The organism is Microlunatus parietis (genome assembly GCF_013407955.1).
GTDB lineage: Bacteria > Actinomycetota > Actinomycetes > Propionibacteriales > Propionibacteriaceae > Microlunatus > Microlunatus parietis.
Genome location: NZ_JACCBU010000001.1, coordinates 5,737,525 through 5,763,812 on the forward strand (window position 1 = coordinate 5,737,525; position 26,288 = coordinate 5,763,812).

Consider the following 26,288-nt stretch of genomic DNA (forward strand, 5'->3'; position numbering starts at 1 on the left):
GAGGAATGTGGATCCCTAGCCGGCGATGCCGGTCGGGCATCGCCTCAACCGTTGGGAGGTGGACCGTGTTTGCACGCTCCTCCACGTTTCGCGGCATGCCGGAGAACATCGATCCTGGCATCCGATTCGTGGACGAAGAAGTCCGTCCGATGTTGGGCGCCATCGGTGGGTGTCGCGGCCTGTCCGTGCTGATCGACAGAGACTCGGGTGAATGCATCGCGACGAGTTCCTGGGACTCCGAGGAGTCGATGCGAGCCAGTATGGACGAGGTCGAAGCGATCCGGGCCCGGGCCGGCGAAGTCTTCGGTGGGTCGATTTCGGTGGACGAGTGGGAAATTGCCCTAATGCACCGCGAGCACCGTACGTCGGAAGGCTGCTGCAGTCGGGTGACCTGGGCAGACGTCGAGCCGTCCATGCCCGAAGCGGCGCTGCAGTTCATCCGCGACTCATTGCCGAAGATCGAGCAGCTGAACGGATTCTGCAGCATCAGTGTCCTGCTCAACCGGGACACCGGTCGGTGCTGCATCACGTCGACGTACGACTCCCGCGAAGCTCTCGAGGGCAGTCGCGCCATGGCCGATCAGCTTCGCGCCGCCGCCACGGACGCTGCAGGAATGGCGATCAGGGAGGTGAGGGAGTACGAACTTGCGATGGCTCATCTGCACGTGCCAGAGCTTGTCTGAGTCACCACTCAGGAACGGCGGCCGGCCCTCATGTGCCTGCGCACTCACGGGGGCCGGCTCGTCGGGAACCTCGCTAAGGTGACATCCATGGCTACTCCGTACGACGTGATTGGGTCCGTGCCCTCGTTCGACCTGACCAGTGATGATCTTGCCGACGGTGCGGTGCTCGGGCAGCCGCAGGTGAGCGGGCGGATGGGCGCCGGGGGAGCGGACCGGTCGCCGCAGCTGTCCTGGTCGGGCTTCCCGGCGGAGACGAAGTCGTTCGTGATCACCGTCTTCGACCCGGACGCCCCCACCACCAGCGGGTTCTGGCACTGGGCCGTCGCCGACGTTCCGGTGAGTACGACCTCGCTGCCGACCGACGCCGGAGCCGAGGGTGACGCGAACCTGCCGGCCGGGGCGTTCCAGCTGCGCAATGACGCCGGCTTCGCCGGTTATGTCGGTGCGGCGCCGCCCGCCGGGCACGGGCCGCACCGCTACTACATCGGCGTCCATGCGGTCGGCGTCGCGTCGCTCGGCATCCCGGCCGAGGCGAGTTGTGCCTACCTCGGCTTCAATCTGTTCTCGCACAGCGTCGGCCGGGCCGTGATCATGGGCACCTGGGAAGCTCGCTAGGGGCTACGCGACACCAGGGTCCCGCACTCCTCGGATATTCACTGGCAGGTCGCGGCCCTGCGGGGTTACAGTCCGAAGCGGACGAGGAGGACAGTTCCGATGATCAGGATCATGTGCGAGGCCGGTCGGGTTCCCGACCGCTGACTTCGCGCTCCGATCACGAACTGTCCACTGCACCGGCTGCCCGCCTCGACGGATGCCGGCCGGTGATCACGTCTGCACCATCGGGTGATGATCATGAACGGACCTGTGTCCGGCATGCGCGCGGATCCGGTGATCACGTCGCGTACCAACAAGAAGGTGGCCGAGCTGGTACGGCTCCGGCTGCCGCGCCATCGGGCTCGCGCCGGCGCCTTCCTGATCGAGGGCTACCGGGAACTGAGTCGAGCCCAGTCCCGGGTCGACCTGCTCGACCTCTACTACTGCCGGGCACTCTGGTCCGGCCGGCACGAGGCGGCACTGCTGGCCCGCGCCCGCGCCGGTGGCACTCGCCTGGTCGAACTCGCCGAGGAACCGTTCCGGCGGATCAGCCACCGGGACCGGCCCGACGGGCTGATCGGAGTCGGCCGGATCTTCCCGGCGCCGTTGAACGGGCTGCCCGCCCAGCACGGCTCGTTGCTCCTGGTGGTGCAGGGGATCGAGAAGCCGGGCAACCTCGGCGCCATGCTGCGCACCGCCTGTGCGGCCGGCGTCGACGGCGTGATCATCTGCGATCCGGCGACCGATCCGTACGGGCCCGGGGTGGTCCGGGCCTCGCTCGGTCATCTGTTCACCGTGCCGCTCGCGATCACCGACTCGGGCTCGGCGTTGCGCTGGTTGCAGCAGCGGGGGATCACGATCTTCGCGGGCATCCCGGACGCACCGGACGCCTCCTGGGACGCGGACCTGACCGGGGCTGCGGCCATCGCCATCGGCAGCGAGCAGCGAGGGCTGTCGTCGCGCTGGGCCGAGGTCGCCCATCCGGTACGGATTCCGATGTCGGCCGGGCCGGCGGGTGGGCCGGACAGCCTCAACGCGGCGGTCGCGGCCGGGGTGCTGCTGTTCGAGGCGGCCCGGCAGCGGTCCGGGATCGCGGCCCCCGGGTCCGGGTGAACCGGGTCCAGCCGCGAGGAATTCGATGAACCCGTCGCTCCTGGTTCGCCTCTTCCTCGGCTGGATCGGTGCCCGCGCCGTCCTGCACAACGGCTGGTGGCTGCTGGCCAGCCTGTTCATGGTGGTCGACGCGCGCCTCACTCCGGCCGAGTTGTTGATCATCGCGGCGGCCCAGGGCGTCGCCGCGGTGATCTTCGAAGTGCCGGCCGGGGTGTTCGCGGACGCGATCAGCCGCAAGGGGGCGATCGTGATCGCGCACGCCCTGATGGGGACGGCCATGATCACCACCGGGCTGTTCGGCAGTTTCTGGCCGCTGCTGCTGTCCCAGATGCTCTGGGGCATCTCGTGGACGTTCTCCAGCGGGGCCGACGTCGCCTGGATCACCGACGAGTTGGACCGGCCGGCCATGATCACCTCGGTGCTCACCCGGCAGGCCCGCTGGCAGCTGGCCGGGGCCGCGGTCGGCATGATCACGCTGGGCGGGCTCGGCATCCTGGTCGGCCGGCAGACCGGCATCGTCGTGGCCGGCGTCGCGATGCTGGTGCTCGGTGTCGTCGTCGCCGTCACGTTCCCAGAGCGCAACTTCACGCCGGTCCGGACCGGCCACCTGCGCGCCGCCCTGGGCATCGCCCGCCGCGGTGCCCGGCTGGCGCTGCGCGACCGTACCCTGTTCGCGTTGGTGATCGTCACCGTGCTGGTCAACGGCGCCGCCGACTCGTTCGGCCGGATCTACCCGGTCCGGCTGGCCGAGCTCGGCTTCCCGTCCACCCGGGACGGCACGCTCTGGTTCACGCTGCTCGGCATCGCCGGCCTGATCACCGGCGCGCTCGCCCTGCTCGCCGTCGAGCGCCGCATCGAGGGCGAACGCGGCGCCCGCACCGCGCTGATCATGGCCTGCGGAGCGGCCGCCGCCGGGCTGACTCTGCTGGCGCTGGCGCCGAACCTGACCTGGGCCGTACTGGCGGTCCTGATCGCCTCCGGCGCCGCGCTGCCCTTGATCCGTACGGTCACGACGATCTGGGTGAATCGCCGGGCCACCAGCGACGTCCGGGCCACCGTGCACTCGTTCCTCGCCCAGGCCGAGTACGTCGGCGAGATCGCCTGCACCTCCGTCCTCGCGGCGATCGCCGGCCTGGCCGGCCTGACCGGAGCCCTGCTCCCCGCGGCAGGGCTGTTCCTGATCAGCATCCTGGTCCTGACCGCCCGCAACGACAACGCTCCCTGAACCCTGCCGGAGGGCAGGATCAGGGAGCGTCGGCGGTGATCACTTGGCGCGGGCGTTGACCTCATACGACGTGTTGATCGACTCGAAGAAGTTGACCAACTGCAGCGTGTCGTTGGCGGTCGCCATCCACTTGGCCGGGTTGGTCACGTTGTACTCGGACTCGAAGCCGAGCTCCTCGAGGCGCCGGTCGGCCAGATACTTCACGTACTGGTTGATGTAGTCGGCGTTCATGCCCAGGATCCCGTTGGGCAACAGATCCCGGTTGTACGCCTCCTCCATCTCGACCGCCTTCAAGATCATCCCGCGGATCTCCTCGGCGAACTCCTCGGTGCCGACCTCGGGGTTCTCGTCCAGCACGGTCAAGATCAGGTTGATCCCGAACTTCAGGTGCAGGCTCTCGTCCCGGACGATCCAGTCGATCAAGGAACCGAAGTTGCGCAGCAGGTTCCGCTGCCGGAACGAGAGTGCCACCATGAAGCCGGAGTAGAACCAGATCCCTTCCAGGATCACGTTGTACGCAACGAGATTCCGGACGAAGTCCTGCTTGCCCTCGACGGTGGAGATGTCCAGGGTCTGCTCGGTCATCCGGCGGATGAAGTTGACCTCGAACTGCTCCTTGGCGGCCATCGACGGCACGCTGATGTGCGACTCGTAGGCCGCCGCCCGGTCGATCGGGAACGTCTCCAGCACGTACTCGAAGGCCATGCAGTGGTTGGCCTCCTCCCACATCTGCTTCGCCAGATACAGGTGGCACTCGGCCGAGTTCACGTACGGATACACCCCGAACGCCAGCGCCTTGTTCACCAGGAGCTCGTTCGGATTGAAGTAGCTCATCAGGTGCGTCAGCGCGTGCCGTTCGTCGTCCGTCATCCGGCCGAAGTCGCTCAGATCCTCGCCGAGCTGGACCTCGTGCGGGAACCAGGTGTTGGCCACCGCCTGGTTGTAGAGCTCGTACGCCCATGGATACGTCACGGGCTTCAGCAGCAGCCCTTCGGTGATCCCGGTCCCCAGAATCGATGTCATCGCCATTCCTTCCCACGTGGTGCCGCGACCGAGTCTGACAGGTACCGGCCTACTGGCAGGAATCGCATTGCACCAGGTCCTGCGGGTCGATCAGGTCGAGGTCGTTCACCGAGATGGCCGGCGTCACGGACAGCTGCACGGCCCGGGCCGGCCGCGCGACGGACTCGCTCTCGGACTGCACCGGCTTGGTCGCCTGCGCGGTGGCGGCACGTTCGGCCGCGGTGGGCCGGTGCGCCGTGACGGCCTGCGCCTCGGCGGACTGTGTTTCGACTGTCTGGGGCCGCTGCACCGAGACCGCGTCGACCGTCTCGGCTGCCGCGACCGCGGGCACCTCGGACGCCGTGGCGGGGGAGGTCGGGGTACGGCCGCCGGAGCGCCCGAAGCCGAACCCGCGCCGCGCCGGGGTGCTCTTGGTCGAGCCGCCGTCGGCCTCGGCCGGGGCCGACCCGCCGCGCAGCTCGGCCGCCTTGTTCACCTTCACGGTGCTCTGCTCGGCGGTGTGCCGCGGCATCATGTGCAGGTAGTACGTCGTCTTGACGCCCTTGTCCCAGGCCGCGCTGTACAGGTCGACCATCTCGCCGACGTCCCGGCTGGCCAGGTAGATGTTGCGGCTGATCGCCTGGTCGATCCACTTCTGCGCCCGCGCGGCCACGTTGATGAACGCGTACGGGGACAGCTGGAACGACGTCCGGTAGATCTTCTTCAACTCCTCCGGCACGATGTCGATCTTGGACACGTCGCCCTGGGCGCGCAGCAGGTCGTCGCGGACCTGCTCCCAGAGGCCGTACTCCTTGAGATCCTTGACCAGGTTGCGATTTACCTCGAGGAACTTGCCCGACGAGGTGGCCCGGCTGAAGATCTGCGAGAACTGCGGATCCAGGCCCGGGGTGGTGCCGGCGACCAGGCCGATCGAGGCGGTCGGGGCGATCGCCATCAGGGTGGCGTTGCGGATGCCGCCCTTGACCTTGGTACGCAGAGCGTCCCAGTCCAGCCGGGTGGTCCGGTCGACGTCGACCTTCACGCCGCGGTCCCGCTCCAGCTCGTCGATCGTGTCGAACGGGACCATGCCCTTCGACCAGCGCGAACCCGGGAAGTTCGAGTACGCCCCGCGCTCACGGGCCAGGTCGGCGCTCTCGTCGATCGCGTGGTAGCTGACGAACTCCATGATCTCGTCGGCCAGCGCGTAGCTCTGCTCGCTCTCGTACGAGTAGCCCATCCGCTCCACCACGTCGGTGAAGCCCATCACGCCGAGCCCGATGGCCCGGTTGTCGGCATTGGACCGCTCCGACTCCGGCACCGAGGAGATGGTGATGTCGATCAGGTTGTCCAGCTGCCGTACGGCGGAGCGGGCGGACTGGCGCAGCCGGTCCCAGTCGATCCGGGCCTGCGGGCCGGAGCCGCGCAGGTGCTTGGACAGGTTGATCGAGGCCAGGTTGCAGACCGCGACGTTGTCCCGGTCCTGCGGCAGGCAGACCTCGGTGCACAGGTTGGACAGGTGGATCGTCCCGGTGTTGTTGTTCAGCGCCCGGGTGTTGATCGTGTCCTTCCAGGTCAGCCACGGGTGCGACGTGGTCTGCAGGGAGATCAGGATCGCCTGGAACTGCTCCCGGGCCCGAATCTTCTTGAACCGCTTGATCTCGCCGGCTTCGGCCATCCGGATGTATTCGGCGTAGCGCTGGGAGAACGCGGCCCCGTACAGCTCGGTCAGGTCCTCGACCTCCAGCGGGTCGAACAGGTACCAGTCCTCGTCGTTGCGCACCCGCTTCATGAACTCGTCGGAGATCCAGACCGCGGTGTTGGCGGTCCGGGTGCGGCGGTACGGGTCGCCGGCGTTCTGCCGGAGATCGAGGAACTGCGGGAAGTCGAGGTGCCAGTTCTCCATGTAGAAGCAGAGCGCGCCGAACTTCTTGCCGCCACGAGACACCGCCCGCAGGGTGGAGTCGATCGTGTGCATGAACGGGATCGGGCCGGTCGAGGTGGTGTTGTTGGACCGGATCGGCGAGCCCTCGCTGCGCAGCTTGGACACCGAGAGGCCGATCCCGCCGGTGCCCTTGGTCAGCCACATCACGTCGCGAACGGACTTCGCGATGTGCTCGATGTCGTCCTCCATCTGCATGACGAAGCAGTTGGAGAGCTGGGCGTACGAGGTGCCGGCGTTCACCAGCGTCGAGCCGGCGGCCAGGTATTCCAGCCGGGACATGCCCTCGTAGAAGCCGAGCGCGGCCTCGGTCGGGTCCTCCTCGTTGAGCGAGAGGCCCATCGACACCCGCATCCAGAAGTACTGCGGCACCTCGAGCGGGTTCCGATCATGATCACTGATCATGTAACGGGTCCGCATGGTCTGCACGCCGATGTAGCGGAGCAGGTCGTCGCGGGTCGGATCCAGCGCCGCGGCCAGCCGCTCCAGGTCGAACATCTCGCTGCCCAGCCGGGGATCCAGCAGGCCGCGCTCGATCGCGTCGCTCAGGTAGTCGGCGAACCGCAGCCGGTGCAGCGCCTGGATCGTCTCGGGCGCCGAGTCGCCGAACAGGTCGTTGGTCTCGCCGAGCACTCGCTTGTAGAGGGTCTTGATCAACAGCCGGGCGGCGATCGTGTCGAACGCCGGATCGTCCTTCACGTTCTGCAGCGCGATGCCGATCACGGCCTCGTCCAGCTGCTCCGTGGTGATCTTGTCGAACAGCGTGATCTCGAGCTCGGACTGGATCTGGGTAGCCCGCTTGATGGCGTCGTCGAGGCCGCGTGCGGCGTCCTCGATGGAGCGGGCGATCTCGTACCCGTCGTACTGCTGAAGGCCCCCGTCACGCTTGACGACTCGGATCTCACTGGTCACGGTCATGTTGGGGATCCTCCCTACCTGTAGTGGCTGTTTGGCGCGAAGACCACCATATATGGAAATGACAGGTTTGTAACTACCCAGTCGCCGCGAATTCGCCCGGCCGCCGCGCGGCACGCTCAGCGGACCCCTGAGAACCTGCGGAAACCTGCTCGACGGGCCCGCGCGGAGGCCTCCGGACGAGTGGTGGAACTCACGTCGGACGGCCCGGACGGGCCGCCGCCCGGTGCCGGAGGGGAGGTCCGGCACCGGGCGGCGGGAGGGGGAGGAAACGTGGTCGGTGGGGAGGGGTCAGCGGCGCCCCGGTCCGGCCGGGATGACGCCGGCCTCGGCGGCCTTGACCACCGCGTCGGCCTCGGCCTGGGTCAGGGTGCCGGCCTCGACCGCCTCGGCCAGCCGCTCCTTCAGCGCGGCGATGCCGTCGGCCCGGGCGGCCTCGCGCAGTTCGGTGAGCGCCTTTTCCACTGCGGCCTGCTCGACGCCCAGCTTCTCGGCGAGCAGCTTGGTCAGCTGCTGCTGCCGCTCCTCCCGGGACGGTCGGTCGTCCGGATCGGCGTCCCGGTCGGGGCGCAGCTCCTGGAACGCGGCGCGGAGCGCCTCGTCGACCAAGGCCTCGTCGAGCCCGAGCTTCTCCGCCAGCTCGGGCGCCGCGAAGACCCCGCCGGGTCCGGTGTGGCGCACCGGACCGGTCCGGTCGTCCGGCGCCTTCCTGGGATCGGCCGACGGGGTGCCGCTCGCCGACGGGCCGGCGCTCGGAGTGGGCGTCGGTTCGGCCGCGGCGACTCCGGTGCCGGCGACGATCCCGGTCACGGCCAGTGCGCTGCCGGCGATCGCGGCGGCGACGGTGGTCTTGGATCTCATGCGATGGTTCTCCCTTGTTGTCGTGGTGGAGATCCCCAGGTGAGTGGCGGAGGCTGGCATCGGGCTGGGTTCGGGCTGGCCGGCGCCTGTGGGTTGCTGTGGGTGGACTCCGGTCCGGGCATGCCAGGATGGCGTCGTGTCGTCCGCTGACCCCGACCTGATCCGGCTCGCGCAGGCGTACCGGATCGACACCGAGTACTACGACTGGCGGGGCAACCTGACCCGGGTCGACCCGGCCACGATCGTCGGCGTGCTGGCCGGCCTCGAGGTCGACGCATCGTCACCGGACTCGGTCCGGGCCGCGCTGGCCGATCATGAGCTGGCGCCGTGGCGATCGGCCTTGCCGCCGTGCGTGACGGTGCGTCGGGGCCAGTCGATAGCGGTGCCGGTGCACGCGCCGGCCGGGTCCGAGGTCCGGCTCACGCTCGGGTACGAGGACGGGCGGCCGGACCTGGAGTTGGCGGCGCCGGACGGCCCGGACGGCGATCGCGAGGTGGCCGGTGCGCTGATCCAGCGCTGGTCGTACCCGCTGCCGGACGACCTGCCGACCGGCTATCACACCCTGCGGGCCGAGGTCGGCGACGCCCGCGCCGAGGCGGCGCTGATCGTCACCCCGGACCGGCTCGACTGGCCGGGCGGCCTGGCGGCCCGGCCGGGCTGGGGCCTCGCCGCGCAGCTGTACAGCGTCCGCTCGGAGTCGTCCTGGGGCAGCGGCGACCTGGTCGACCTGACCGACCTCGCGGCCTGGGCGGCGGTCGAGCACGGCGGCGACTTCGTGGTGATCAACCCGGTGCATGCCGCCGAACCGGTGCCGCCGCTGGAGCCGTCGCCGTACCTTCCGGCCAGCCGGCGGTTCGTCCACCCGCTCTACCTGCGGCCGGAGGCGATCTTCGAGTACGCGACGCTGCGGCGGAAGGACCGGAAGCGGATCCGCCGGCTCCGGGAACGGCTGCTGCAGACGCCGGGCGTCGGCTACCGGATCGACCGGAACGCCGCCTGGGCGGCGAAGCTGGCCGCACTCAAGATCATCTTCGGGGCCGGCCGGACGCCTGGCCGGCAGCTCGCCTTCGCCGGGTACGTGGAGCGGGAGGGCTCGTCGCTGACCGACTTCGCCACCTGGTCCGTGCTGGCCGAGCGGCACGGGCCGGACAGCCGGACCTGGCCGGAACCGTACCGGGACCCGCGATCGGCCGAGGTGCAACGGTTCGCCGATGATCATGCCGCCGAGATCGACTTCGTCCGCTGGCTGCAGTGGCAGTGCGACGAGCAGCTGTCCCGGACCCAGGACGACGCGCGCCGGTTCGGGATGCGGCTCGGGGTGCTGCACGACCTCGCCGTCGGCGTGCATCCGGGCGGCGCGGACGCGTGGCGGCTGCGGGACTGCTACGCAGGAGGGTTCAGCGTCGGGGCGCCGCCGGATGCGTACAACCAGCTCGGTCAGGACTGGAACCAGCCGCCCTGGCGGCCGGACCGCCTGGCCGAGACCGGCTACCGGCCGTTCCGGGAGATGGTCGCGGCGCTGCTCCGGCACGCCGGCGGGCTCCGAGTCGATCATGTGATCGGCCTGTTCCGGCTCTGGTGGATCCCGCGCGAGGCGGGTCCCAAGGAGGGCACCTACGTCCGCTACGACCACGAGGCGCTGGTCGGCATTCTGGCGCTGGAGGCGGAGCGGGCCGGCGCCGTGATCATCGGCGAGGACCTGGGCACGGTCGAGCCGGCGGCCCGGGACTTCCTGCGCGAGCGCGGCATCCTGGGCACCTCGATCCTGTGGTTCGAACGGGACTACCAGGCCGACACGCCGCTGCCGGCGGAGCACTGGCGGACCGCCTGCCTGGCGTCGGTGACCACGCACGACCTGCCGCCGACCGCGGCCTACCTGCGCGATGATCATGTCCGGCTGCGGGAGCGGCTCGGCCTCCTGGAACGGCCACTGGCCGAGGAACTCGCCGGCTCCCGCGCCGAACGCGAGGGCTGGCTGACCGAACTGCGCGGCCGCGGGCTGCTGGCCGAAGATGATCAAGGTGAGCAGCCGGTGGTCGAGGCGCTGCACCGGTTCCTCAGCGCGACCCCGGCCGTGTTGCGGGTGGCGGCGCTGCCCGACCTGGTCGGCGATCGGCGGGTGCAGAACCAGCCCGGCACCATTGATCAACATCCGAACTGGCGGATGCCGCTGAGCCATCCGGACGGCCGGCCGATGACGCTGGAGGAGTTGATCATGAGCCCGCGCGCGGCCGCCCTGGCCGAGGTGATGGCGGCCGGGCTGCGTACGGACCAAGATCACTCGGCCGGTCGGTAGCGGGTCTGGCTGAAGCCGGCCGGACCGCGACCGAAGGCGAGGATCTTCTGCGGCCGCACGGCCCAGACCTTGGCAAAGCCGCCGCTCGGCGTGCCGAAGCCGCCATCGGTCACGATGTGCTCACCCCAGAAGCCGTCCCACTTGCCGTCCCAGGCCGCCGCCACCCGGGCCAGCACCGCGGGATCGGTCACCGACTCGGCCCGTCCTTCGACGACGACGTCCAGCCCGGCGTACCAATGATCGGAGCCGGTGGTCAGGGCTACGCGATCATGGTGCCGGAGATTGGCCGTCTTCTGTTCCTCCTCGCCGGAGCTGAAGTACAAGACGTCGTCCAGCCAGACGGCGACGAGCGGGACGACATGTGGCCGGCCGTCCTCGCGGACCGTGGCGATCCAGAACAGCTGGGCCGTCTCGAGCACGGACCGGGTGTGGCTCCAGCTCGTCGGCGGCTGGCCGGTGTCGCTGTAGCGGGGATCGAGGTCGATCACGGGGTTGTTCATCACAAGTTCCCTTCAGTGCCTGTTGCGTTTGTACCCACCCGACGAACGGGTGACCCCGGGGATCGACACCCGGAGCAGGCCGTTACTCACCCGGGCCACGGGGCCCGACCCGTCCCGGGAGACCTCGTCACTATGCTGACCCGGGTGACCAGACTGACCCAGGCCGTCTCCGTCATCCTGATCTTGACCGGCGTGATCACGTTCATCGCGACCGGAGCGTCCAGCGCGACCGCGCTGATCCCGGCGTTCGTCGGGATCCTGATCGGGATCTGCGGCGTGCTGGCGATGCGGGAGAAGTTCCGCCGCCACGCGATCCACCTCGCGCTCGTGTTCGCGCTGATCGGCGCGCTCGGCTCGCTGATGAACGTGGCCAAGATCGGCCAGCTGTTCGACGGCACCGCCGAACGCCCCGGCGCGATCATCGAGAGCATCATCATGCTCGTCGTCACGGTGGTCTACCTGATCTTCGGGATCAGGTCGTTCATCGCCGCCCGCAAGGCCCGCACCGAAGGGGAATGATCATGGCGTACGCGATCCGGTACGCCCGTGCTGGCGGCCCCGAGGTGATCGATTACGTCGAGGTCCCGGACCGCGAGCCCGGCCCGGGCGAGGTGGCGATCGACGTCGCCGGCGTCGGGGTCAACTTCATCGAGACCTATCAGCGCAGCGGAACCTACAAGGTCGACTACCCGTTCGTGCCCGGCGGCGAGGGGGCCGGCGTGATCAGCGCGGTCGGGCCGGAGGTGACCACGTTCGCGGTCGGCGACCGGGTGGCCTGGGCCGGCATCCCGGGTTCGTACGCCAGCCGGCTGGTCGGCCCGGCGGACAAGCTGCTCGCCGTACCCCGTGGACTGTCCGACGAGCAGGCCGCTGCCGTACCGCTGCAGGGGCTGACCGCGCACTACCTGGCCACCTCGACCTATCCGATCCAGGCCGGCGACACCGTGCTGGTGCACGCCGGCGCCGGCGGGGTCGGCCTGCTGCTGACCCAGATCGCCAAGATCAAGGGCGCCCGGGTGATCACCACCGTCTCGACCGAGGAGAAGGCGGAACTGTCCCGGGAGGCCGGCGCGGACGAGGTGATCGTCGGCTACACCGGCTTCGCCGACCGGGCCCGCGAACTCACCGACGGCGAGGGCCTTCCGGTCGTGTACGACAGCGTCGGCCGGGACACGTTCGACGCGTCACTGTCCGCGGTCCGGCGGCGCGGCCACCTGGTGCTGTTCGGCGCGTCCAGCGGCCCGGTGCCGCCGGTCGACCCGCAGCGCCTCAACGACGCCGGCTCGGTCTTCCTGACCCGGCCGAAGCTGGCCGACTACACGGTCACCCGGAGCGAGCTGCTGGAACGGTCGACCGAGCTGTTCGCCTGGATCGGCGACGGCCGGCTCTCGGTCCGGATCGGCGGCACCTACCCGCTCGCGGAGGCGGCTCGGGCCCAGTCCGACCTGACCGCCCGCAAGACGACCGGCAAGCTCGTCCTGCTCCCCTGACCCACGCCGGAGTCGTCCGGTGGCGTAGGTCGCGGTTGTGCTGGATCCGCGACCGTTCCACTCATCCGCGACCGCTGCATCAGTCGCGGATTGGTGCAACAGTCGCGGATAGATGCGGGGGCGGGGATGCGGAGGGCGGTCAGGGGCTGAACTCGGCGAGTCGGTCCAGGGCCTCGGGGACGGAGTCGACGCAGGCGATCACGGCGGCCATCGACCGCTCCTCGGCGATCTTGGCCAGCAGCGGCCAGGCCGGCAGGGCCCGGGTCCAGTAGTCGGTGCCGACCAAGATCATCGGCGCGATCTCGGAGTCGTCGGTGGCGTAGTAGTTCTCGGTGACGGCCTGGAAGATCTCCTGGAGGGTGCCGGCCCGGCCCGGCAGATAGACGATGCCGCCGCGGCAGCGGTGCAGCAGGGTGTCCTCGCGGAGCGCGTTGGCGAAGTACTTGGCGATCTCGGTGGCGAACACGTTGCTCGGCTCGTGGCCGTAGAACCAGGTCGGGATGCCGAGGCTGTGCCCGGCCTTGGCGGCCGGCAACAGCTCCCGTACCTGATAGCCGGTCTCCACCCAGTCGTCGATCGAGACCCGGTAGTCGGTCACCTTGCCGAGCAGCGCCCGCGCCTCGACCAGCGCCTCCGGCTCGGGGCTCAGGTAGGCGCCGAGGTTGGCCGCCTCCATCGCGCCGGGTCCGCCACCGGTGAGCACCACCCGGCCGGCCGCGGTCAGGTCGGCGCCGAGCCGCGCCGCCTGCCAGTACGCGTCGTCGGTCCGGGCCAGCGCGTGGCCGCCCATGATCCCGACCACCCGGCGACCGTTCTGGTACGCCGAGCCGTGCATGGCCTCGTCCAGCGCGTCCGACATCGCATGATCATGAAGCGACGCGGCCAGCGAGTGGTCCAGCGAGCGGTGCACCTGGGCCTCCTTCGCCCACGCATAGATCGCCGCATCGGGACTGCTCGGGTACGGCACCAGCCGGCCGTCCGCCGGATCGCCGTAGAGGTCGTCGGCCGAATAGAGCCGAGGCCGGTACGGATCGAACGGCAACTCCGGCAGCGTGGGGAAGATCAACGCGCCGCGCCGCCGCAGCCGCTCCTCGACACCCGGCCCGAACCGGCAGCCGAGGAACACGGCGCCGCGGACCACGACCCGGTCCAGTTCGGCCGCCCGCTCGGTCAGGTCGACCGACTGGACGAACCAGCCGTTCAGCCGGGAGGTGGACGCCAGATGATCATCGAACGCGGCCAGGCTCTCGATCTCGATCGTGCGCCGGGTCACGGTCGCCCCGCCGGTCTCGTCGCAGACATGCCCGCAGTCTAGGGACCCCGGGCTAGTCCCGGCGCCCGTTCAGGGCCACGCCGACGCCGAGTCCGATCATGGTCAGTCCGGAGGCGCCGCCGACCAGCTCCAGCCGTCGGCGGGACGCGGCGAACCAGCCGCGTACGGTGCTGGCCGCGAGCCCCCAGATCGTGTCGGAGAGGAGCGCGATGGCCGCGAAGATCGCGCCGAAGATGATCATCTGCAGGCCCGGTGGCGCGCCGGCGGCACGGTCGACGAACTGCGGCAGGACGGCGGCGAAGAACACCATCGACTTCGGGTTCGTCACGCTGACCACGAAGCCCTCGACGAACGTGCGTCGGCCGCCGACCGGCGCGGCTCCCTCTTCGAGGGCCTGCCAGAGCTTGCCGCGGTGCCGGATCGCCCGGATGCCCAGATAGACCAGGTAGCCGGCGCCGGCGAACTTCAGCACCGTGTACGCAAGCGCGGAGGCCTGCAGCAGCGCTCCGACGCCGACGGCGATCCCGACCGCGCAGACGAAGCTGCCGAGCGCGCCGCCGAGCACGGTGAGCACCGCCGTCCGGCGCCCGTACGCGAGCGCCCGGCTGACCACGAACAGCACCGACGGCCCCGGGATGATGATCAAGACGAAGGCGGCGAGGGCGAACGCGAGCGTGTTGCCGAGCGGCACGAGCATGTCCGCAGTCTAGGGAGCACACTGGGATCGTGGCCGTCAGTTCCGAGGAGACCGAGGACGCCCGGCGCCGGTACGCGTTCGTCACGCCGCCGAGCCGGCTGCCCGGCCTGGTCGCCTCCGCGACGGGCTACCACACCACGGACAACCCGGTCGGGCTGCACCGCGGGCTGCCGTCGCCGTACCTCGCCTTCATCTTCGCGCTGGACGACGCCCCGATCATCGGTGCCGACACGCCGGACCGAGCCCTGACCCCGGCGGCACCGCGGGCGGAGGTGCTGCTCGGCGGCCTGCACCAGCGGCCGGCCTACGTGGTCCAGCCGCGCAGCCAGGTCGGCATCCAACTCGCCGTCCACCCGCTGGCGGCGCGCCGCCTGTTCGGCCCGCCGACCCGCGAGCTGACCGAGTTGGTCGGCGACGGGGTCGCCGTGCTCGGCGCCGAGGCGGCCCGGCTGCGGGAGCGGATGGCGGAGACGCCGACCTGGGCGGAACGGTTCGAGCTGCTCTGGGCGTACCTGCGCCGTCGGGTCGAGGCCACCGAGCGGGTCGAGGCCCCGCCGCCGGCGCTCGTCGAGGGCTGGCGCTGGCTGGCCCGGTTCGGCGGCACCGGCTCGATGGACGGCCTGGCCCGGCACCTCGGCTACAGCGGCCGCCGGGTGAGCCAGCTGTTCGGCGCCGAACTCGGGGCGTCCCCGAAACAGGTCGGCCGGCTGTTCCGGTTCGACCTGGCCCGCCGGCAGATCGCCGCCGACATCGACCGGACCGGGCGGAGCGACCTGGGCCGGGTGGCGGCCGAGCGCGGCTACTACGACCAGTCGCACCTGGTCCGGGACTTCCGGCAGTACACGGGCACCAGCCCGTCCCGCTGGATCGCCGAGGAGTTCCGAAACATCCAAGCCGGTGGGCACCGGGCTCCGGAAGACTCGCCACCATGACCGACACCGACACTGCTGCCAACGTCTGGCCCACCTTGCAGGCCGCCGACGCACCGGCCCTGATCGACTTCCTGGTCGATGTGCTCGGCTTCGAACGCACCGCCGTGTACGCCGACGGCGACCGGGTCGCCCACGCCCAACTCAACTGGCCGCACCCGGGCGGCGCCGGGACCGGCGGGATCATGCTCGGCAGCCACCAGCCGGACGCCGACTGGAGCCGCCGGCCCGGCACGGCCGGGACCTATCTGGTGGCCGACGACGTCGACGAGATCCACCGCCGGGCGGTCGCCGCCGGCGCCAAGATCATCAACGAGCCGGTCGACCGGGACTACGGCGGCCGCGAGTTCACCCTGGCCGATCCGGAGGGCAATCTCTGGTCCGTCGGCAGCTACCGCGGCGAGCCCCGTACCCGCTGATCTTGTCGGGACGGGCGCCGGCGGTGGGACCGCGCCGTGATTGACTGACGCCCGTGTCGACGCCCGGCTGGTATCCCGACCCCTCCGGCGCACCCGGTCAGTACCGCTACTGGGACGGTCGTGCCTGGTCCCAGCAGACCACCGACCGCCCGGGCGGCCCGGCCACCGGCGCCGAGCGGCCGGGGAAACGGCGCGGGCTGTCCTTGATCATCGGCGGCCTGGCGCTGGTCGTCGTACTGGGCTTGATCATCTTCTTCGCGGTACGGCAAGCGGGCGCCGGCCGTCCGATCACGGACGACCCGGTCCCGTCCTCGACGGTGTCCGGCTGGGACGACAGCCGGCCCACCGCCTCGCCGACCCCCACCGCGTCGCCGACGCCGTCACCGTCGCCGACGCCGAGCCCGTCCGCCAGCGGGACCGCCGAGACGACGATCGCCTGCCCGACCGGCAATCCCCGCGAGCGCGGACCGCGCCCGCCGGACGGCCGGGTGCACGGCGGCGGCCTGTCCTTCCCGCGGATCGACGGCTGGGTGGACGACCTGCAGACCAGCGGCGTGAGCTGGGGCTACGACGTCGAGTCGCAGGGCTTCTCGGTCTACCCGGGCTGGGCCGCGTTCCTCGGCGTCGGCGAGATCCGTGCCGCGGACGGGTTCGCCCCGACGCCGAAGGCCGCCGCGCAGAAGGTGATGCAGTGCGTCGCCAGCTCCGGCTGGTACACCACCGAACAGTCCACCAAGGACCTCAAGGCGGAGCAGACGACCATCGACGGCCACCAGGCCTGGTGGATCCGGACCGACATCTACGTCTCCGACCGCAGGGTCCCCGGCGACACGGTCGACGTGATCGTCGTCGACACCGGCCGTCCGGACGCCTACGGCCTGTTCATCGGGGCCGTCGCGATCGGCGACGCCGGCCTGCAGACCCTCCGCGACAACGCGGTCCGCGACCTCACCGTCGATTGACCCGGGCCGACACAGTCATGGAGAAGGAGTGGCGCCTGCCCTGAGCCCGCCGCGGCAGACGGGACGGGTCGTCGCGCCGGGAACCGGGGTCGCGACCCGAGATCAGGGTCGCGGCTAGGCATCGAAAGGCCGGACCGTCGTGCGGCGCGCGAGATCGTCCCCGCCGCGCCGACCCATCCGCCTGGAACGTCGGGTTGTCGACATTTCAACGCCAGGACTCGCGCCAGCGATGGGATTGTCGACAACCCGACGTGGGCCTGCTGGGGACGGCGAGGGCAGAGGCGACGCCGACGGGCGGCGCGACGAGCAGGCGGCGCGACGAACAGGCGGCGCGACGAACAGACGGCGCGGCGACCGGCAGTGCGCGAGGCAAGGCGGCGCGGGAACGGGCGGGCGGGCCGGGGCGAATGGCTGCGGGCGCGGGGACGGGCGAGGCGGAACGGCGCGGCCGAAAGGGCTGGCCGGGCGAGGCCGGAACGGCGCGGCCGAAACGGCCGGCCGGGCGCGGCCGAATCGGGTGGCCGGCGCGGGCGGAAACGGGTGGGGCGGAAACGGGTGGCCGGCGCGGCGGAAACTGGTGGTCGGGCGCGGGCGGAACCGGGCGGGGCGGAATCGGGCTCGGCGGCGCGCAGACGGGCGGCGCGGGGACGGGCGAGGCGTAACGGAGCGGCCGAAACGGGGCGGGGCGGAAACGGGCGCGGCGGAATCGGGCGCGGCGGCGCGGGGACGGGCGAGACGGAACGGGCGGGCGGGGGCGGGTGGAGCGTGGGGGACGGCGGGGCGGAGCCGGCGGGCGCGTGCACCGGGCGGGATGAGGGCGCTGTGCTGGGCGCAGTTGGCGTCGTTTTTCCTCCACGGTTCGCAAGCCAAGGGCGAGTGCCACGTGGCAATGCTCGACGCGTGGAGGAAAAGCGACACCATCGCTGCCGGACCCATGCCTCAACCTGCCCGCGGGCCCGAGCCGGGCACCGCTCGACGACTGAGCGCCCTGGCCGCCCTCGCGACAGCCAGGTCGAGCAATTCCCTGATGCTGTGGGTCACTACCTGCCGCGTACACCCGGCCGGATACGCCCCACTCGCTTGGGTCCGCGGGGTTTCAGAGGGTCAGGGCGCGGGGGAGGGCTAGGCCGAAGAGGGAGGTGCCGGGGAGCGGGGCGGTGACCCACTCGGTGATGGTGCCGCCGGTCGAGGGCGCGTACCAGAGGGTCATCCGGTGCGGGGTCTGCACCAGCACCAGGTCCAGCCGGAAGATGTCGTCCAGCCAGGTGCCGCTGGCGGCGAGCCGCAGCTCCCGGTCGCCGGGCAGTTCGACGGTGGTCTCGAGCCAGCGGTCGGCCGCGGCGACCAGGTCGAAGTACGGCGTCTCCGGCGGCAGCATCGGATCGGAGTGGGTCAGGCTGACCCGCCAGACGCCGTAGTCGCCCGACTCGACACCGGTGACGTGGACGTCCGGCCGCGGCGCGTCCTCGGCCTCCGGCGGCCGGCCGTACGGCTGCTCGGCGGCCGCGTCGGCCGCTTGGTCGGCGGTCGGCAGGGTCAGCGTCGCCAGTCGTTCGGCCAGCGCGTCGGCGTCACGGTCGGCGCCGGACAGCGGCCGTTGGCTGAAGCCGGGCAGCAGGTGCTGCCAGACCGTCGCGAGGATCGACTGGGCGTCGAAGGCGGCCGACGTCATCACGATCACCGCGTCCTGGTCCGGCAGCACCAGGCAGAACTGGCCGAACGCGCCGTCGGCCCGGTAGCCGTACCGGGACCGCCAGAACTGGAAGCCGTAGCCCTGCTGCCAGTCCGGCGTCGACCCCTGCTGGTTGGGTGTCAGCGCCGAGGTCGCCTCGTCGACGTACGCGGCGGGGACGAGCTGCCGGTCGCCCCACCTCCCGCGGCGCAGGTAGAGCTCGCCGAACTTGCCGATCGACTCCGTGGTCAGGTGCAGGCCGGTGTAGCCGAGCTGGCGGCCTTCCGGGTACGCGGTCCAGTGCGCCTGGTCGATGCCGAGCGGCTTCAGCAGCCGCGGCGTCAGGTAGTCCAGCAGCGTCTCTCCGGTGACCCGCTGGGTGATCGCGGCGATCGCGTACGTGGCCGTGTTGTTGTACGCGAACACGCTGCCCGGTTCATGATCGGGTTCGATCCCGAGGAAACCGCGCAGCGGCTCGTGCGGGTCGGCGACGAAGGAGCGCCAGAGCGTGTCCTCGAGGTGCCCGGTGGCCATCCGCAGCGTGTCCCGTACGGTCAGCTTCCGGATCCGGTCACCGGCCGCGGAGTCGGCCAGGTCGTCCAGGTAGGCCAGCAGCGGCAGGTCCAGATGCAGCTTGCCCTCGGCCACCGCGATCCCGGCGGCTGTCGCCGTGAAGCTCTTGCTCAGCGAGTAGATCAGGTGCACCTGCTCCGGCCCGTACGGTGCCCACCAGCCCTCCGCCAGCACCTTGCCGTGCCGGATGATCATCAGGCTGTGCAGTTCCTGATCAAGATCATCGAGGAAATCGAGGACGGCCCTGGGCCTCAGCCCGTGCTCGGCCGCCGAAGCCCGTTCCAACTGCTGGGTCACGAGGCACACCTTAGCCTCGATCGGTGGTCCGGCGGTCTCGGACAAGATCAGTTCGAGACCCGTGCACCGAGCGGATCACCCGGTGTCGACGACCTCGACGCGGGGTGCGAAGCGGGTCACGGCCTCGGCGAGTCGGTCGCGGGACAGGGGTCAGCCCCAGACCCGCCGGCTGGCGTACGCGACGTCGGGCGGGACGTGCGGGACCCAACGGCGCAGCCGGTCGATCATCGCGGCGTAGCGGGACGGGTCGGTGACCGGATCGGGCCGGCCCGGGAGGATGATCGGAGCCTCGGTCCCGCGGAGCCCGAGAAAGCGGCCGGTCCGTGGCCCGAACCCCTGCACCCGATAGAGATACGTCCGGTAGACGACCACCGCATCGATCGCCGTCCACGGCACGGTGTGCGTGGTCTCCCGGTGGCGGAACGGCTGCCCGCCGAACGTCAGCCCGTGACTGTCGACCCGCAGCGCGACCTTGCCGAGCCGGGCCAGATGGCTGACGACCAGGAACAGCGCGAAGCCGCCGGCGAAGGGCAACGGGATCCAGGCCAGCGGCTCTGCGGTCGTCGCGGCGAGGCGCGCCAAGGAGAAGGTCAACGCCACACTGAGCGCGGCCAGCGCCAGGCTCTCCCACGAGGCCGAATACCGGATCACGTACGCGCCGGTCTGGTCATTCATGCTGCGGCTGCTCCTCGGGGGCGTTGATCCGTGCGGTCGCTCGGGCCTGAATGCACGGTGACCGCTCCCGCTGACGCGGCGCTGACGCCGGCCCGGCCAAGGATAGGGAAGACTGAACCCGTGCGTGACGTCGTCGTGTTGGGCAGCACCGGATCCATCGGCACCCAGGCCCTGGAGGTGATCGCCGAGAATCCGGGCCGGTTCCGGGTATCCGTGCTGGCCGCCGGCGGTACCCGGCCGAAGCTGCTGGCCGAGCAGGTCCTCGAGTTCGGCCCGCGGCTGGTCGCGCTCACCCAGGCGTCGGCGGTGCAGGACCTGCAGCTCGCGCTGTACGCGGAGGCGTCCCGGCGCGGCTGGGCCGAGGGCAAGCTGACCTTGCCCAAGATCATCGCCGGCCCGGACGTGGCGACCGAGGCGGCGGCCGAGCCGGCCGACGTCGTGCTGAACGGGATCACCGGGTCGGCCGGCCTGCGCCCGACGCTGGCCGCGCTGGCCGCCGGCAGCACGCTGGCGCTGGCCAACAAGGAGTCGCTGGTGATCGGCGGGGCGCTCGTCACGGGGGCGGCGAAGCCGGGGCAACTGGTCGCGGTCGACTCCGAGCACTCCGCGCTGGCGCAGTGTCTGCGGGCCGGCCGGGCCGAGGAGGTGGACCGGCTGATCGTCACCGCCAGCGGCGGGCCGTTCCGCGGCTGGACCCGGGAGCAGATGCGCGACGTCACGCCGGAGCAGGCGCTGGCCCACCCGACCTGGGACATGGGCCGGGTCATCACGACCAACTCGGCGACGCTGGTCAATAAGGCGCTGGAGGTGCTCGAGGCGCACCTGCTGTACGGGATCGACCTGGACCGGATCGACGTCGTGGTGCACCCGCAGTCGATGGTGCACTCGATGGTCCAGTACGTCGACGGCTCCACGCTCGCCCAGTGCTCCCCGCCGGACATGAAGCTGCCGATCGCGCTGGCCCTGACCTGGCCGGACCGGCTGCCCGGCGCCGCCCGCCCGTGCGACTGGACCCAGGCCACCAGCTGGACGTTCGAACCGCTGGACGACGCGGCGTTCCCGGCGGTGGAGCTGGGCAAGCGGGCCGGCCGGGCCGGCGGTACGGCCACCGCGGTCTACAACGCGGCCAACGAGGTGTGCGTCGACGCCTTCCACGAGGGCCGGATCAGCTTCACCGACATCGTCGACATCGTCGCCGACATCCTGGCCGAACACCTCGGCGAGGCGAGACCTGCGGGCGATCCCGGAGCCGACGTAGGATCATCGGTGGCCGCACCGGCCGGCTTCACCGACCACGTGACGGTGGAGACCGTGCTCGCGGCGGACGGCTGGGCCCGGCAACGGGCCGGCGAGGAATGCTACCGGCGCTAGCCCGGGAGATCGAGAGGACCGATGTCAGCCCTGGAGACCGTGATCTACATCGCGGGCGCACTCATCTTCTTCGCGTTGGTGATGGCGTCGGTGGCGTTGCACGAGATCGGCCACCTGGTCCCGGCGAAGCTGTTCGGCGTCAAGACCACCCAGTACTTCGTCGGCTTCGGTCGTACCCTGTGGTCCCGGCGCAAGGGCGAGACCGAGTACGGGATCAAGGCCATCCCGCTCGGCGGCTTCGTCCGGATGATCGGCATGTACCCGCCGAGCCGGGAGCGGCCGAATCAGGTCCGGGCCACCCGGACCGGCATCTTCCAGTCGCTGGCCGACCAGGCCCGGGCCGCCGAGTACGAGGAGATCCGGCCCGAGGACGACGGCCGGCTGCTCTACCAGAAGAAGCCGTGGCAGAAGTTGATCATCATGGCCGGCGGGCCGATCATGAACATTCTGCTGGCCTTCGTGATCTTGCTCGGAGTGACCGCGACGTACGGTGTCTACCGGGAGACCCTGACCGTGCAGACGGTCAGCGAGTGCATCCGGCCGCTGGACGCGCCGGCCTCCGCCTGCGCCCCGAACGACCCGAAGACGCCCGCCTTCCTGGCCGGGCTGCAGCCGGGCGACGAGATCGTCTCCTTCAACGGGGTACGGATCGAGTCCTGGGACCAGCTGCAGGCGACGATCCGCGCCAATCTCGATCATGAAGCCAGGCTCACCGTGCTGCGCGGCGGTCAGCCAGTCGAGCTGAAGCCGGTCAACACGGCACTGAACGGGGTCCGCGACGAGTGGGACCCGTCCAAGATCATCCAGCAGGGCTTCCTCGGCGTGACGCCGCAGCCGGTCCGCGAGCGCGGCGGCCCGGTCACCGTCCTCAACGACATGTGGGACCTGACCCAGCGCACCGGCTACCTGCTGGCGCAGTTCCCGGTCAAGGTCTTCAACGTGGCCAGGGATCTGGTCACCGGCCAGCCGCGGGACGTGTACGGCCCGATGAGCATCGTCGGGGCGAGCCGGGTGGCCGGCGAGATCGCCTCCACCGACCAGGTGCCGGTCGCCGACAAACTCGCGGCGCTGGCCCTCACGCTCGGCAACGTCAACCTGTTCCTGGCCCTGTTCAACCTGATCCCGCTGCTGCCGATGGACGGCGGGCACATCGCCGGCGCGATCTACGAGTGGCTCAGGCGAGGCCTGTCCCGGCTGTTCCGGCGGCCGGACCCGGGCCACGTCGACACCGCGCGGATGCTGCCGGTCGCCTGGGCGGTCGGCATCGTGGTGGCGCTCTCCGGGGCGGTGTTGATCATCGCCGACATCTTCGACCCGATCAAGCTGTTCAGCGGCTGACGTACAGAAAGAAGAGCATGAGTATTGATCTTGGAATGCCGCCGCTGCCGCCGCCCACCCTGGCCGAACGGCGGCCGACCCGGCAGATCAAGGTCGGCAAGGTGCTGGTCGGCGGCGGTGCCCCGATCAGCGTCCAGTCGATGACCACCACGCTGACCTCGGACATCAACGCGACCCTGCAGCAGATCGCCGCGCTGACCGCCAGCGGCTGCGACATCGTCCGGGTCGCGGTGCCGAGCCAGGACGACGCGGACGCGCTGCCGGCGATCGCGCGGAAGTCGCAGATCCCGGTGATCGCCGACATCCACTTCCAGCCCAAGTACGTGTTCGCGGCGATCGAGGCCGGCTGTGCCGCGGTCCGGGTCAACCCGGGCAACATCAAGGCGTTCGACGACCGGGTCGGCGAGATCGCCCAGGCCGCGCGCGAGGCCGGGGTATCGCTGCGGATCGGCGTCAACGCCGGGTCGCTGGACAAGCGGCTGCTGGCCAAGCACGGCAAGGCGACCCCGGAGGCGCTGGTCGAGTCGGCGCTGTGGGAGGCCAGCCTGTTCGAGGAGCACGGCTTCGGAGACTTCAAGATCTCGGTCAAGCACAACGACCCGGTGATCATGGTCCGCGCCTACGAGCTGCTCAGCGAGCAGTGCGACTACCCGCTGCACCTCGGCGTCACCGAGGCCGGGCCGGCGTTCCAGGGCACGATCAAGTCCGCGGTCGCGTTCGGAGCCCTGCTGTCGAAGGGAATCGGCGACACGATCCGGGTCTCGCTGTCGGCCGACCCGGTCGAGGAGGTCAAGGTCGGCTCCAAGATCCTGGAGTCGCTCAACCTGCGCCCGCGCAAGCTCGAGATCGTCTCCTGCCCGTCCTGCGGCCGGGCCCAGGTGGACGTCTACAAGCTGGCCGAGGAGGTCACCGCCGGGCTGGAGGGCCTGACCGTGCCGCTCCGGGTCGCGGTGATGGGCTGCGTCGTCAACGGCCCCGGCGAGGCTCGCGAGGCCGACCTCGGCGTCGCGTCTGGCAACGGCAAGGGCCAGATCTTCGTCCGCGGCGAGGTGATCAAGACGGTCAAGGAGAGCGAGATCGTCGAGACCCTGATCGAGGAGGCGATGCGGATCGCCGACGAGCTCGGCGATTCGGTCGAGGGCGAGCCGCTGGTCGAGGTCGCGGGCGCCGCATCGACGCCGGCCCCGGCGCGGGGATAACGTCGGACCCATGAGACCTCGCCGCGGAACCGACGGATGACGGCCGCGTCGACGGTCACCGGGCGGTCCGGCCACGCCGGCACGGTCCGGGTGCTGAACTCCGGTGATCTTGCCGCCGCGGTGCGGATCCTCTCCACCCGGCCGGTCGACAACGTCTTCGTCGCGTCCCGGGTGCGCGGTGCCGGTCTCGACCCGAACAGCCTCGGCTGCCCGATGTGGGGGTACGAACGCGACGGCGTGCTGCGGTCCCTCTGCCACGCCGGCTCCAACCTGGTCCCGGTCGGCGCCGACCAGGAGGCGGTCGACGCCTACGTCGAGTTCGCCGGCCCGCAACGGATGTGCTCCTCGATCATCGGCCCCGCCGAGACCGCGATGGCGCTGTGGCGTGGGCTGTCGGACCGCTGGGGCCAGTCCTGGGCGACGGTACGGGAGGTGCGGCCGCACCAGCCGGTGCTGGCGATCGACTCGGAACCCCGGGTGGTGCCGAATCCGTACGTCCGGCCGGTGACGCTGGCCGAGTGGGAGCCGTACTCGGAGGCGGCGATCAAGATGTACACCGAGGAGGTCGGCGTCTCCCCGGTCCAGGGCAACTCGGCCGGCTACCGGTTCTACGTGCGGCAGTTGATCTCCGCGGGCCGGGCGTTCGGCTGGATCGAGAACGGCCGGGTCCTCTTCAAGGCCGACCTCGGCTCGGTCTCGGCCACCGCGAGCCAGGTCCAGGGCGTCTGGCTCGACCCGGAGTTCCGCGGCCGCGGCCTGGCTCCCGCCGCGATGGCCGCCGTGGTGCAGCAGGCCCGCGCCGTCGCGCCGGTCGTCTCGCTCTACGTCAACGACTTCAACCATGCCGCCCGCGCGACGTACCGCCGGGTCGGCTTCCGCCAGGTCAGCGAGTTCGCCACGATCCTCTACTGACGACTGCCACGGCTCAGGCCCTGAAGTCCAGCACCAGTTCGGGCGGCGGGAAGCCCGCGGCGCTCGTCAGGATCACGACGCGGCTCCCGGGCTGGTCGTGCTCGGTCGGTACGACGAGGTCCAGTTGATCACTCCGCCGGCCAGGCTGCTGCTGGACGACCTGGTCCGCGCGAATCCGGCTGCCCCGCACGACCTGCCGCTGCCGGTGCTGTCGCTCGCCGCCGTCGCGCGGCGGCAGGCCCGCGGCATGCCGGACCGGGCGTCACCCGGGCTCGAGGTGCCCACCCGAGCGGGCTGGCTTTCCTTGCACGCTTCGGTTCCCGAGGGCGTGCGGTCCGAGCAGGTGGCGATCGTGATCCAGCGCGCGGCGCCCGAGACCGCGGTCGCCCTGGAACTCGAGACCTATGACCTGACCGCGGGAACGGGTGATCGCCGACCTCTCACTGCCGACGGGTCCTTGATCATTGCGCCGGTGCGAGGACAGTGAAGACGAAGGTGGCGCTGCTGAGGGTGAGCATGCCCAGGCAGTTGAGGAAGAAGTTGCGGCCGAAGTCGCGGGCCCGGATGTGCGCCCCCGCGGCGAGCAGGAAGTAGATCACCAGCGCCGCGGTGGTGAGGATCGCCAGCGGCCGGAACCAGATCCCGATCACCAGCCCGGCCGTCGCGGCGAACTTGATCGGCGGCGCGACCCACCAGAACCGCCTCGGGAACCCGACGTCCTCGAAGCACTTCCGGATGAACGCGACCGGCTTCAGGCACATCAGTCCGTCGCCGAACTGGATCAGGGCAAGGACCGCGAGCGGCCACCAGGGATCGATCATGACCCTACGATGGCGAACGGGCTCGGTTTGTGACATCGGGCACCGGCGGGAAGTCGAGGACTCGTGCCGAGGCGCTGTCGATTTCCGGCGCTGCCGTTCGTCCCTGGGGTGTCAACCCTGAGGAGGCACGATGAAGATCAGCGGCGTCACCGTCGGACTGTCGGTCAGCGATCTCGACCGATCGACCGGCTGGTACGAACGCATCCTGGAACGCGGCGGCCCGGATCTCCGCCCCGTCGACACCGTCGTCGAGTACGACCTCGGCGGCGCCTGGCTGCAACTCGGCCTGGACGAACCGCGCCCGGGCAACACGGTGGTCCGGTTCGGCGTTCCCGACGTCCGGGCGGAACGGCAACGGTTGATCGATCTGGGCATCGCCGTGGGCGAGCTGATCGACATTCCCGACGTGGTCGCCTACTTCGAGTTCGACGACCCGGACGGTCACCGGCTCAGCTGCTACACCGAAGCCTGAGGCCTGCGAACGCCCCGGACCGACCTCGACCGACCCGGCTCGGACGGATCGGTCAGGATG

General features: G+C 70.7%; 25 protein-coding genes. 16 read left to right on the plus strand and 9 right to left on the minus strand.

Going from position 1 to position 26,288, the window contains the following annotated elements; translation table 11 throughout:
* Window positions 1-95 precede the first annotated feature (95 nt).
* The 4 genes from BKA15_RS27685 (at window position 96) to BKA15_RS27700 (ending at window position 3,615) form a co-directional block, all read left to right on the plus strand.
* Window positions 96-683 (plus strand): hypothetical protein, encoded by a 588-nt coding sequence (locus tag BKA15_RS27685; protein ID WP_246322437.1) that lies wholly within the window; start codon window positions 96-98, stop codon window positions 681-683.
* 87 nt (window positions 684-770) lie between these two features.
* A complete protein-coding gene (locus tag BKA15_RS27690) occupies window positions 771-1,298 on the plus strand; it encodes a YbhB/YbcL family Raf kinase inhibitor-like protein (protein WP_179756439.1) in 528 nt (175 codons plus the stop codon).
* A gap of 231 nt (window positions 1,299-1,529) precedes the next feature.
* Complete coding sequence (locus BKA15_RS27695; protein WP_218871604.1) at window positions 1,530-2,390, plus strand: TrmH family RNA methyltransferase; 861 nt, start codon at window positions 1,530-1,532, stop codon at window positions 2,388-2,390.
* 25 nt (window positions 2,391-2,415) lie between these two features.
* Window positions 2,416-3,615 (plus strand): MFS transporter, encoded by a 1,200-nt coding sequence (locus BKA15_RS27700; RefSeq protein WP_179756441.1) that lies wholly within the window; start codon window positions 2,416-2,418, stop codon window positions 3,613-3,615.
* A 39-nt stretch (window positions 3,616-3,654) separates the two neighbouring features.
* Here BKA15_RS27700 and BKA15_RS27705 read toward each other — a convergent pair whose 3' ends face one another.
* The 3 genes from BKA15_RS27705 to BKA15_RS27715 form a co-directional block, all read right to left on the minus strand.
* The gene (locus tag BKA15_RS27705; protein WP_179756442.1) at window positions 3,655-4,638 is read right to left on the minus strand and encodes a ribonucleotide-diphosphate reductase subunit beta; all 984 of its coding nucleotides are present in this window, start codon (window positions 4,636-4,638) and stop codon (window positions 3,655-3,657) included.
* Window positions 4,639-4,687: 49 nt separating this feature from the next.
* Entirely contained in the window at window positions 4,688-7,474 is a 2,787-nt protein-coding gene (locus tag BKA15_RS27710; RefSeq protein WP_179756444.1) for a ribonucleoside-diphosphate reductase subunit alpha, read from the minus strand.
* A gap of 288 nt (window positions 7,475-7,762) precedes the next feature.
* A complete protein-coding gene (locus tag BKA15_RS27715) occupies window positions 7,763-8,332 on the minus strand; it encodes a hypothetical protein (RefSeq protein WP_179756446.1) in 570 nt (189 codons plus the stop codon).
* A 136-nt stretch (window positions 8,333-8,468) separates the two neighbouring features.
* On the opposite strand from BKA15_RS27715, the gene malQ reads away from it, so the two are divergent.
* A complete protein-coding gene (gene malQ, locus BKA15_RS27720) occupies window positions 8,469-10,628 on the plus strand; it encodes a 4-alpha-glucanotransferase (RefSeq protein ID WP_179756448.1) in 2,160 nt (719 codons plus the stop codon).
* On the opposite strand, the gene BKA15_RS27725 is transcribed toward malQ, so the two are convergent.
* The gene (locus tag BKA15_RS27725; protein ID WP_179756450.1) at window positions 10,610-11,128 is read right to left on the minus strand and encodes a pyridoxamine 5'-phosphate oxidase family protein; all 519 of its coding nucleotides are present in this window, start codon (window positions 11,126-11,128) and stop codon (window positions 10,610-10,612) included. The two genes, malQ and BKA15_RS27725, sit on opposite strands and share 19 nt — an antisense overlap.
* A gap of 144 nt (window positions 11,129-11,272) precedes the next feature.
* Between BKA15_RS27725 and BKA15_RS27730 the strand changes: the two genes are divergently transcribed.
* Together BKA15_RS27730 and BKA15_RS27735 are read left to right on the plus strand one after the other, a co-directional pair.
* Window positions 11,273-11,647, plus strand: coding sequence for a hypothetical protein (locus BKA15_RS27730; RefSeq protein ID WP_179756452.1), 375 nt, complete (start codon window positions 11,273-11,275; stop codon window positions 11,645-11,647).
* A 2-nt stretch (window positions 11,648-11,649) separates the two neighbouring features.
* Window positions 11,650-12,618 (plus strand): quinone oxidoreductase family protein, encoded by a 969-nt coding sequence (locus BKA15_RS27735; RefSeq protein WP_179756454.1) that lies wholly within the window; start codon window positions 11,650-11,652, stop codon window positions 12,616-12,618.
* 139 nt (window positions 12,619-12,757) lie between these two features.
* Here BKA15_RS27735 and BKA15_RS27740 read toward each other — a convergent pair whose 3' ends face one another.
* Entirely contained in the window at window positions 12,758-13,891 is a 1,134-nt protein-coding gene (locus BKA15_RS27740) for an LOG family protein (RefSeq protein ID WP_179756455.1), read from the minus strand.
* A 52-nt stretch (window positions 13,892-13,943) separates the two neighbouring features.
* Entirely contained in the window at window positions 13,944-14,588 is a 645-nt protein-coding gene (locus tag BKA15_RS27745; RefSeq protein WP_179756457.1) for a LysE family translocator, read from the minus strand.
* 29 nt (window positions 14,589-14,617) lie between these two features.
* Here BKA15_RS27745 and BKA15_RS37050 point away from each other — a divergent pair, with 29 nt between their 5' ends.
* From BKA15_RS37050 to BKA15_RS27760, 3 genes are read left to right on the plus strand one after another with little or no spacing between them, the layout of a single operon-like run.
* On the plus strand, window positions 14,618-15,520 hold the full coding sequence (locus BKA15_RS37050; RefSeq protein WP_179756459.1) for an AraC family transcriptional regulator: 903 nt from the start codon (window positions 14,618-14,620) through the stop codon (window positions 15,518-15,520).
* Window positions 15,517-15,936 carry a VOC family protein gene (locus tag BKA15_RS27755; protein ID WP_179756461.1) on the plus strand — a complete coding sequence of 140 codons (420 nt, stop codon included), beginning with the start codon at window positions 15,517-15,519 and terminating at the stop codon, window positions 15,934-15,936. The genes BKA15_RS37050 and BKA15_RS27755 overlap by 4 nt, the downstream gene beginning before the upstream one ends.
* Window positions 15,937-15,989: 53 nt before the next feature.
* Window positions 15,990-16,898: a DUF2510 domain-containing protein gene (locus BKA15_RS27760; protein WP_179756463.1), complete on the plus strand. Its 909-nt coding sequence runs from the start codon at window positions 15,990-15,992 to the stop codon at window positions 16,896-16,898.
* A 1,096-nt stretch (window positions 16,899-17,994) separates the two neighbouring features.
* Here BKA15_RS27760 and BKA15_RS27765 read toward each other — a convergent pair.
* Both BKA15_RS27765 and BKA15_RS27770 read right to left on the minus strand, forming a co-directional pair.
* Complete coding sequence (locus BKA15_RS27765; protein ID WP_179756465.1) at window positions 17,995-19,440, minus strand: serine hydrolase domain-containing protein; 1,446 nt, start codon at window positions 19,438-19,440, stop codon at window positions 17,995-17,997.
* A gap of 150 nt (window positions 19,441-19,590) precedes the next feature.
* On the minus strand, window positions 19,591-20,115 hold the full coding sequence (locus BKA15_RS27770; RefSeq protein WP_179756467.1) for a hypothetical protein: 525 nt from the start codon (window positions 20,113-20,115) through the stop codon (window positions 19,591-19,593).
* 120 nt (window positions 20,116-20,235) lie between these two features.
* Here BKA15_RS27770 and dxr point away from each other — a divergent pair, with 120 nt between their 5' ends.
* The 5 genes from dxr to BKA15_RS27795 all read left to right on the plus strand — a co-directional run bounded on the left by dxr (window position 20,236) and on the right by BKA15_RS27795 (window position 25,422).
* The gene (dxr, locus tag BKA15_RS27775) at window positions 20,236-21,486 is read left to right on the plus strand and encodes a 1-deoxy-D-xylulose-5-phosphate reductoisomerase (RefSeq protein WP_312879439.1); all 1,251 of its coding nucleotides are present in this window, start codon (window positions 20,236-20,238) and stop codon (window positions 21,484-21,486) included.
* Between the two features lie 21 nt (window positions 21,487-21,507).
* Entirely contained in the window at window positions 21,508-22,824 is a 1,317-nt protein-coding gene (locus BKA15_RS27780; protein WP_179756469.1) for a M50 family metallopeptidase, read from the plus strand.
* A 17-nt stretch (window positions 22,825-22,841) separates the two neighbouring features.
* Window positions 22,842-24,023: a flavodoxin-dependent (E)-4-hydroxy-3-methylbut-2-enyl-diphosphate synthase gene (gene ispG / locus BKA15_RS27785; RefSeq protein ID WP_179756471.1), complete on the plus strand. Its 1,182-nt coding sequence runs from the start codon at window positions 22,842-22,844 to the stop codon at window positions 24,021-24,023.
* Window positions 24,024-24,059: 36 nt separating this feature from the next.
* Entirely contained in the window at window positions 24,060-24,935 is an 876-nt protein-coding gene (locus BKA15_RS27790; protein WP_179756473.1) for a GNAT family N-acetyltransferase, read from the plus strand.
* 97 nt (window positions 24,936-25,032) lie between these two features.
* Window positions 25,033-25,422, plus strand: a complete 390-nt coding sequence (locus BKA15_RS27795; RefSeq protein WP_179756475.1) for a hypothetical protein — start codon at window positions 25,033-25,035, stop codon at window positions 25,420-25,422.
* Here BKA15_RS27795 and BKA15_RS27800 read toward each other — a convergent pair.
* Window positions 25,397-25,756: a DoxX family protein gene (locus BKA15_RS27800; protein ID WP_179756476.1), complete on the minus strand. Its 360-nt coding sequence runs from the start codon at window positions 25,754-25,756 to the stop codon at window positions 25,397-25,399. The genes BKA15_RS27795 and BKA15_RS27800 overlap by 26 nt on opposite strands.
* Window positions 25,757-25,886: 130 nt before the next feature.
* Here BKA15_RS27800 and BKA15_RS27805 point away from each other — a divergent pair, with 130 nt between their 5' ends.
* Complete coding sequence (locus tag BKA15_RS27805) at window positions 25,887-26,228, plus strand: VOC family protein (RefSeq protein ID WP_179756478.1); 342 nt, start codon at window positions 25,887-25,889, stop codon at window positions 26,226-26,228.
* Window positions 26,229-26,288: the final 60 nt, after the last annotated feature.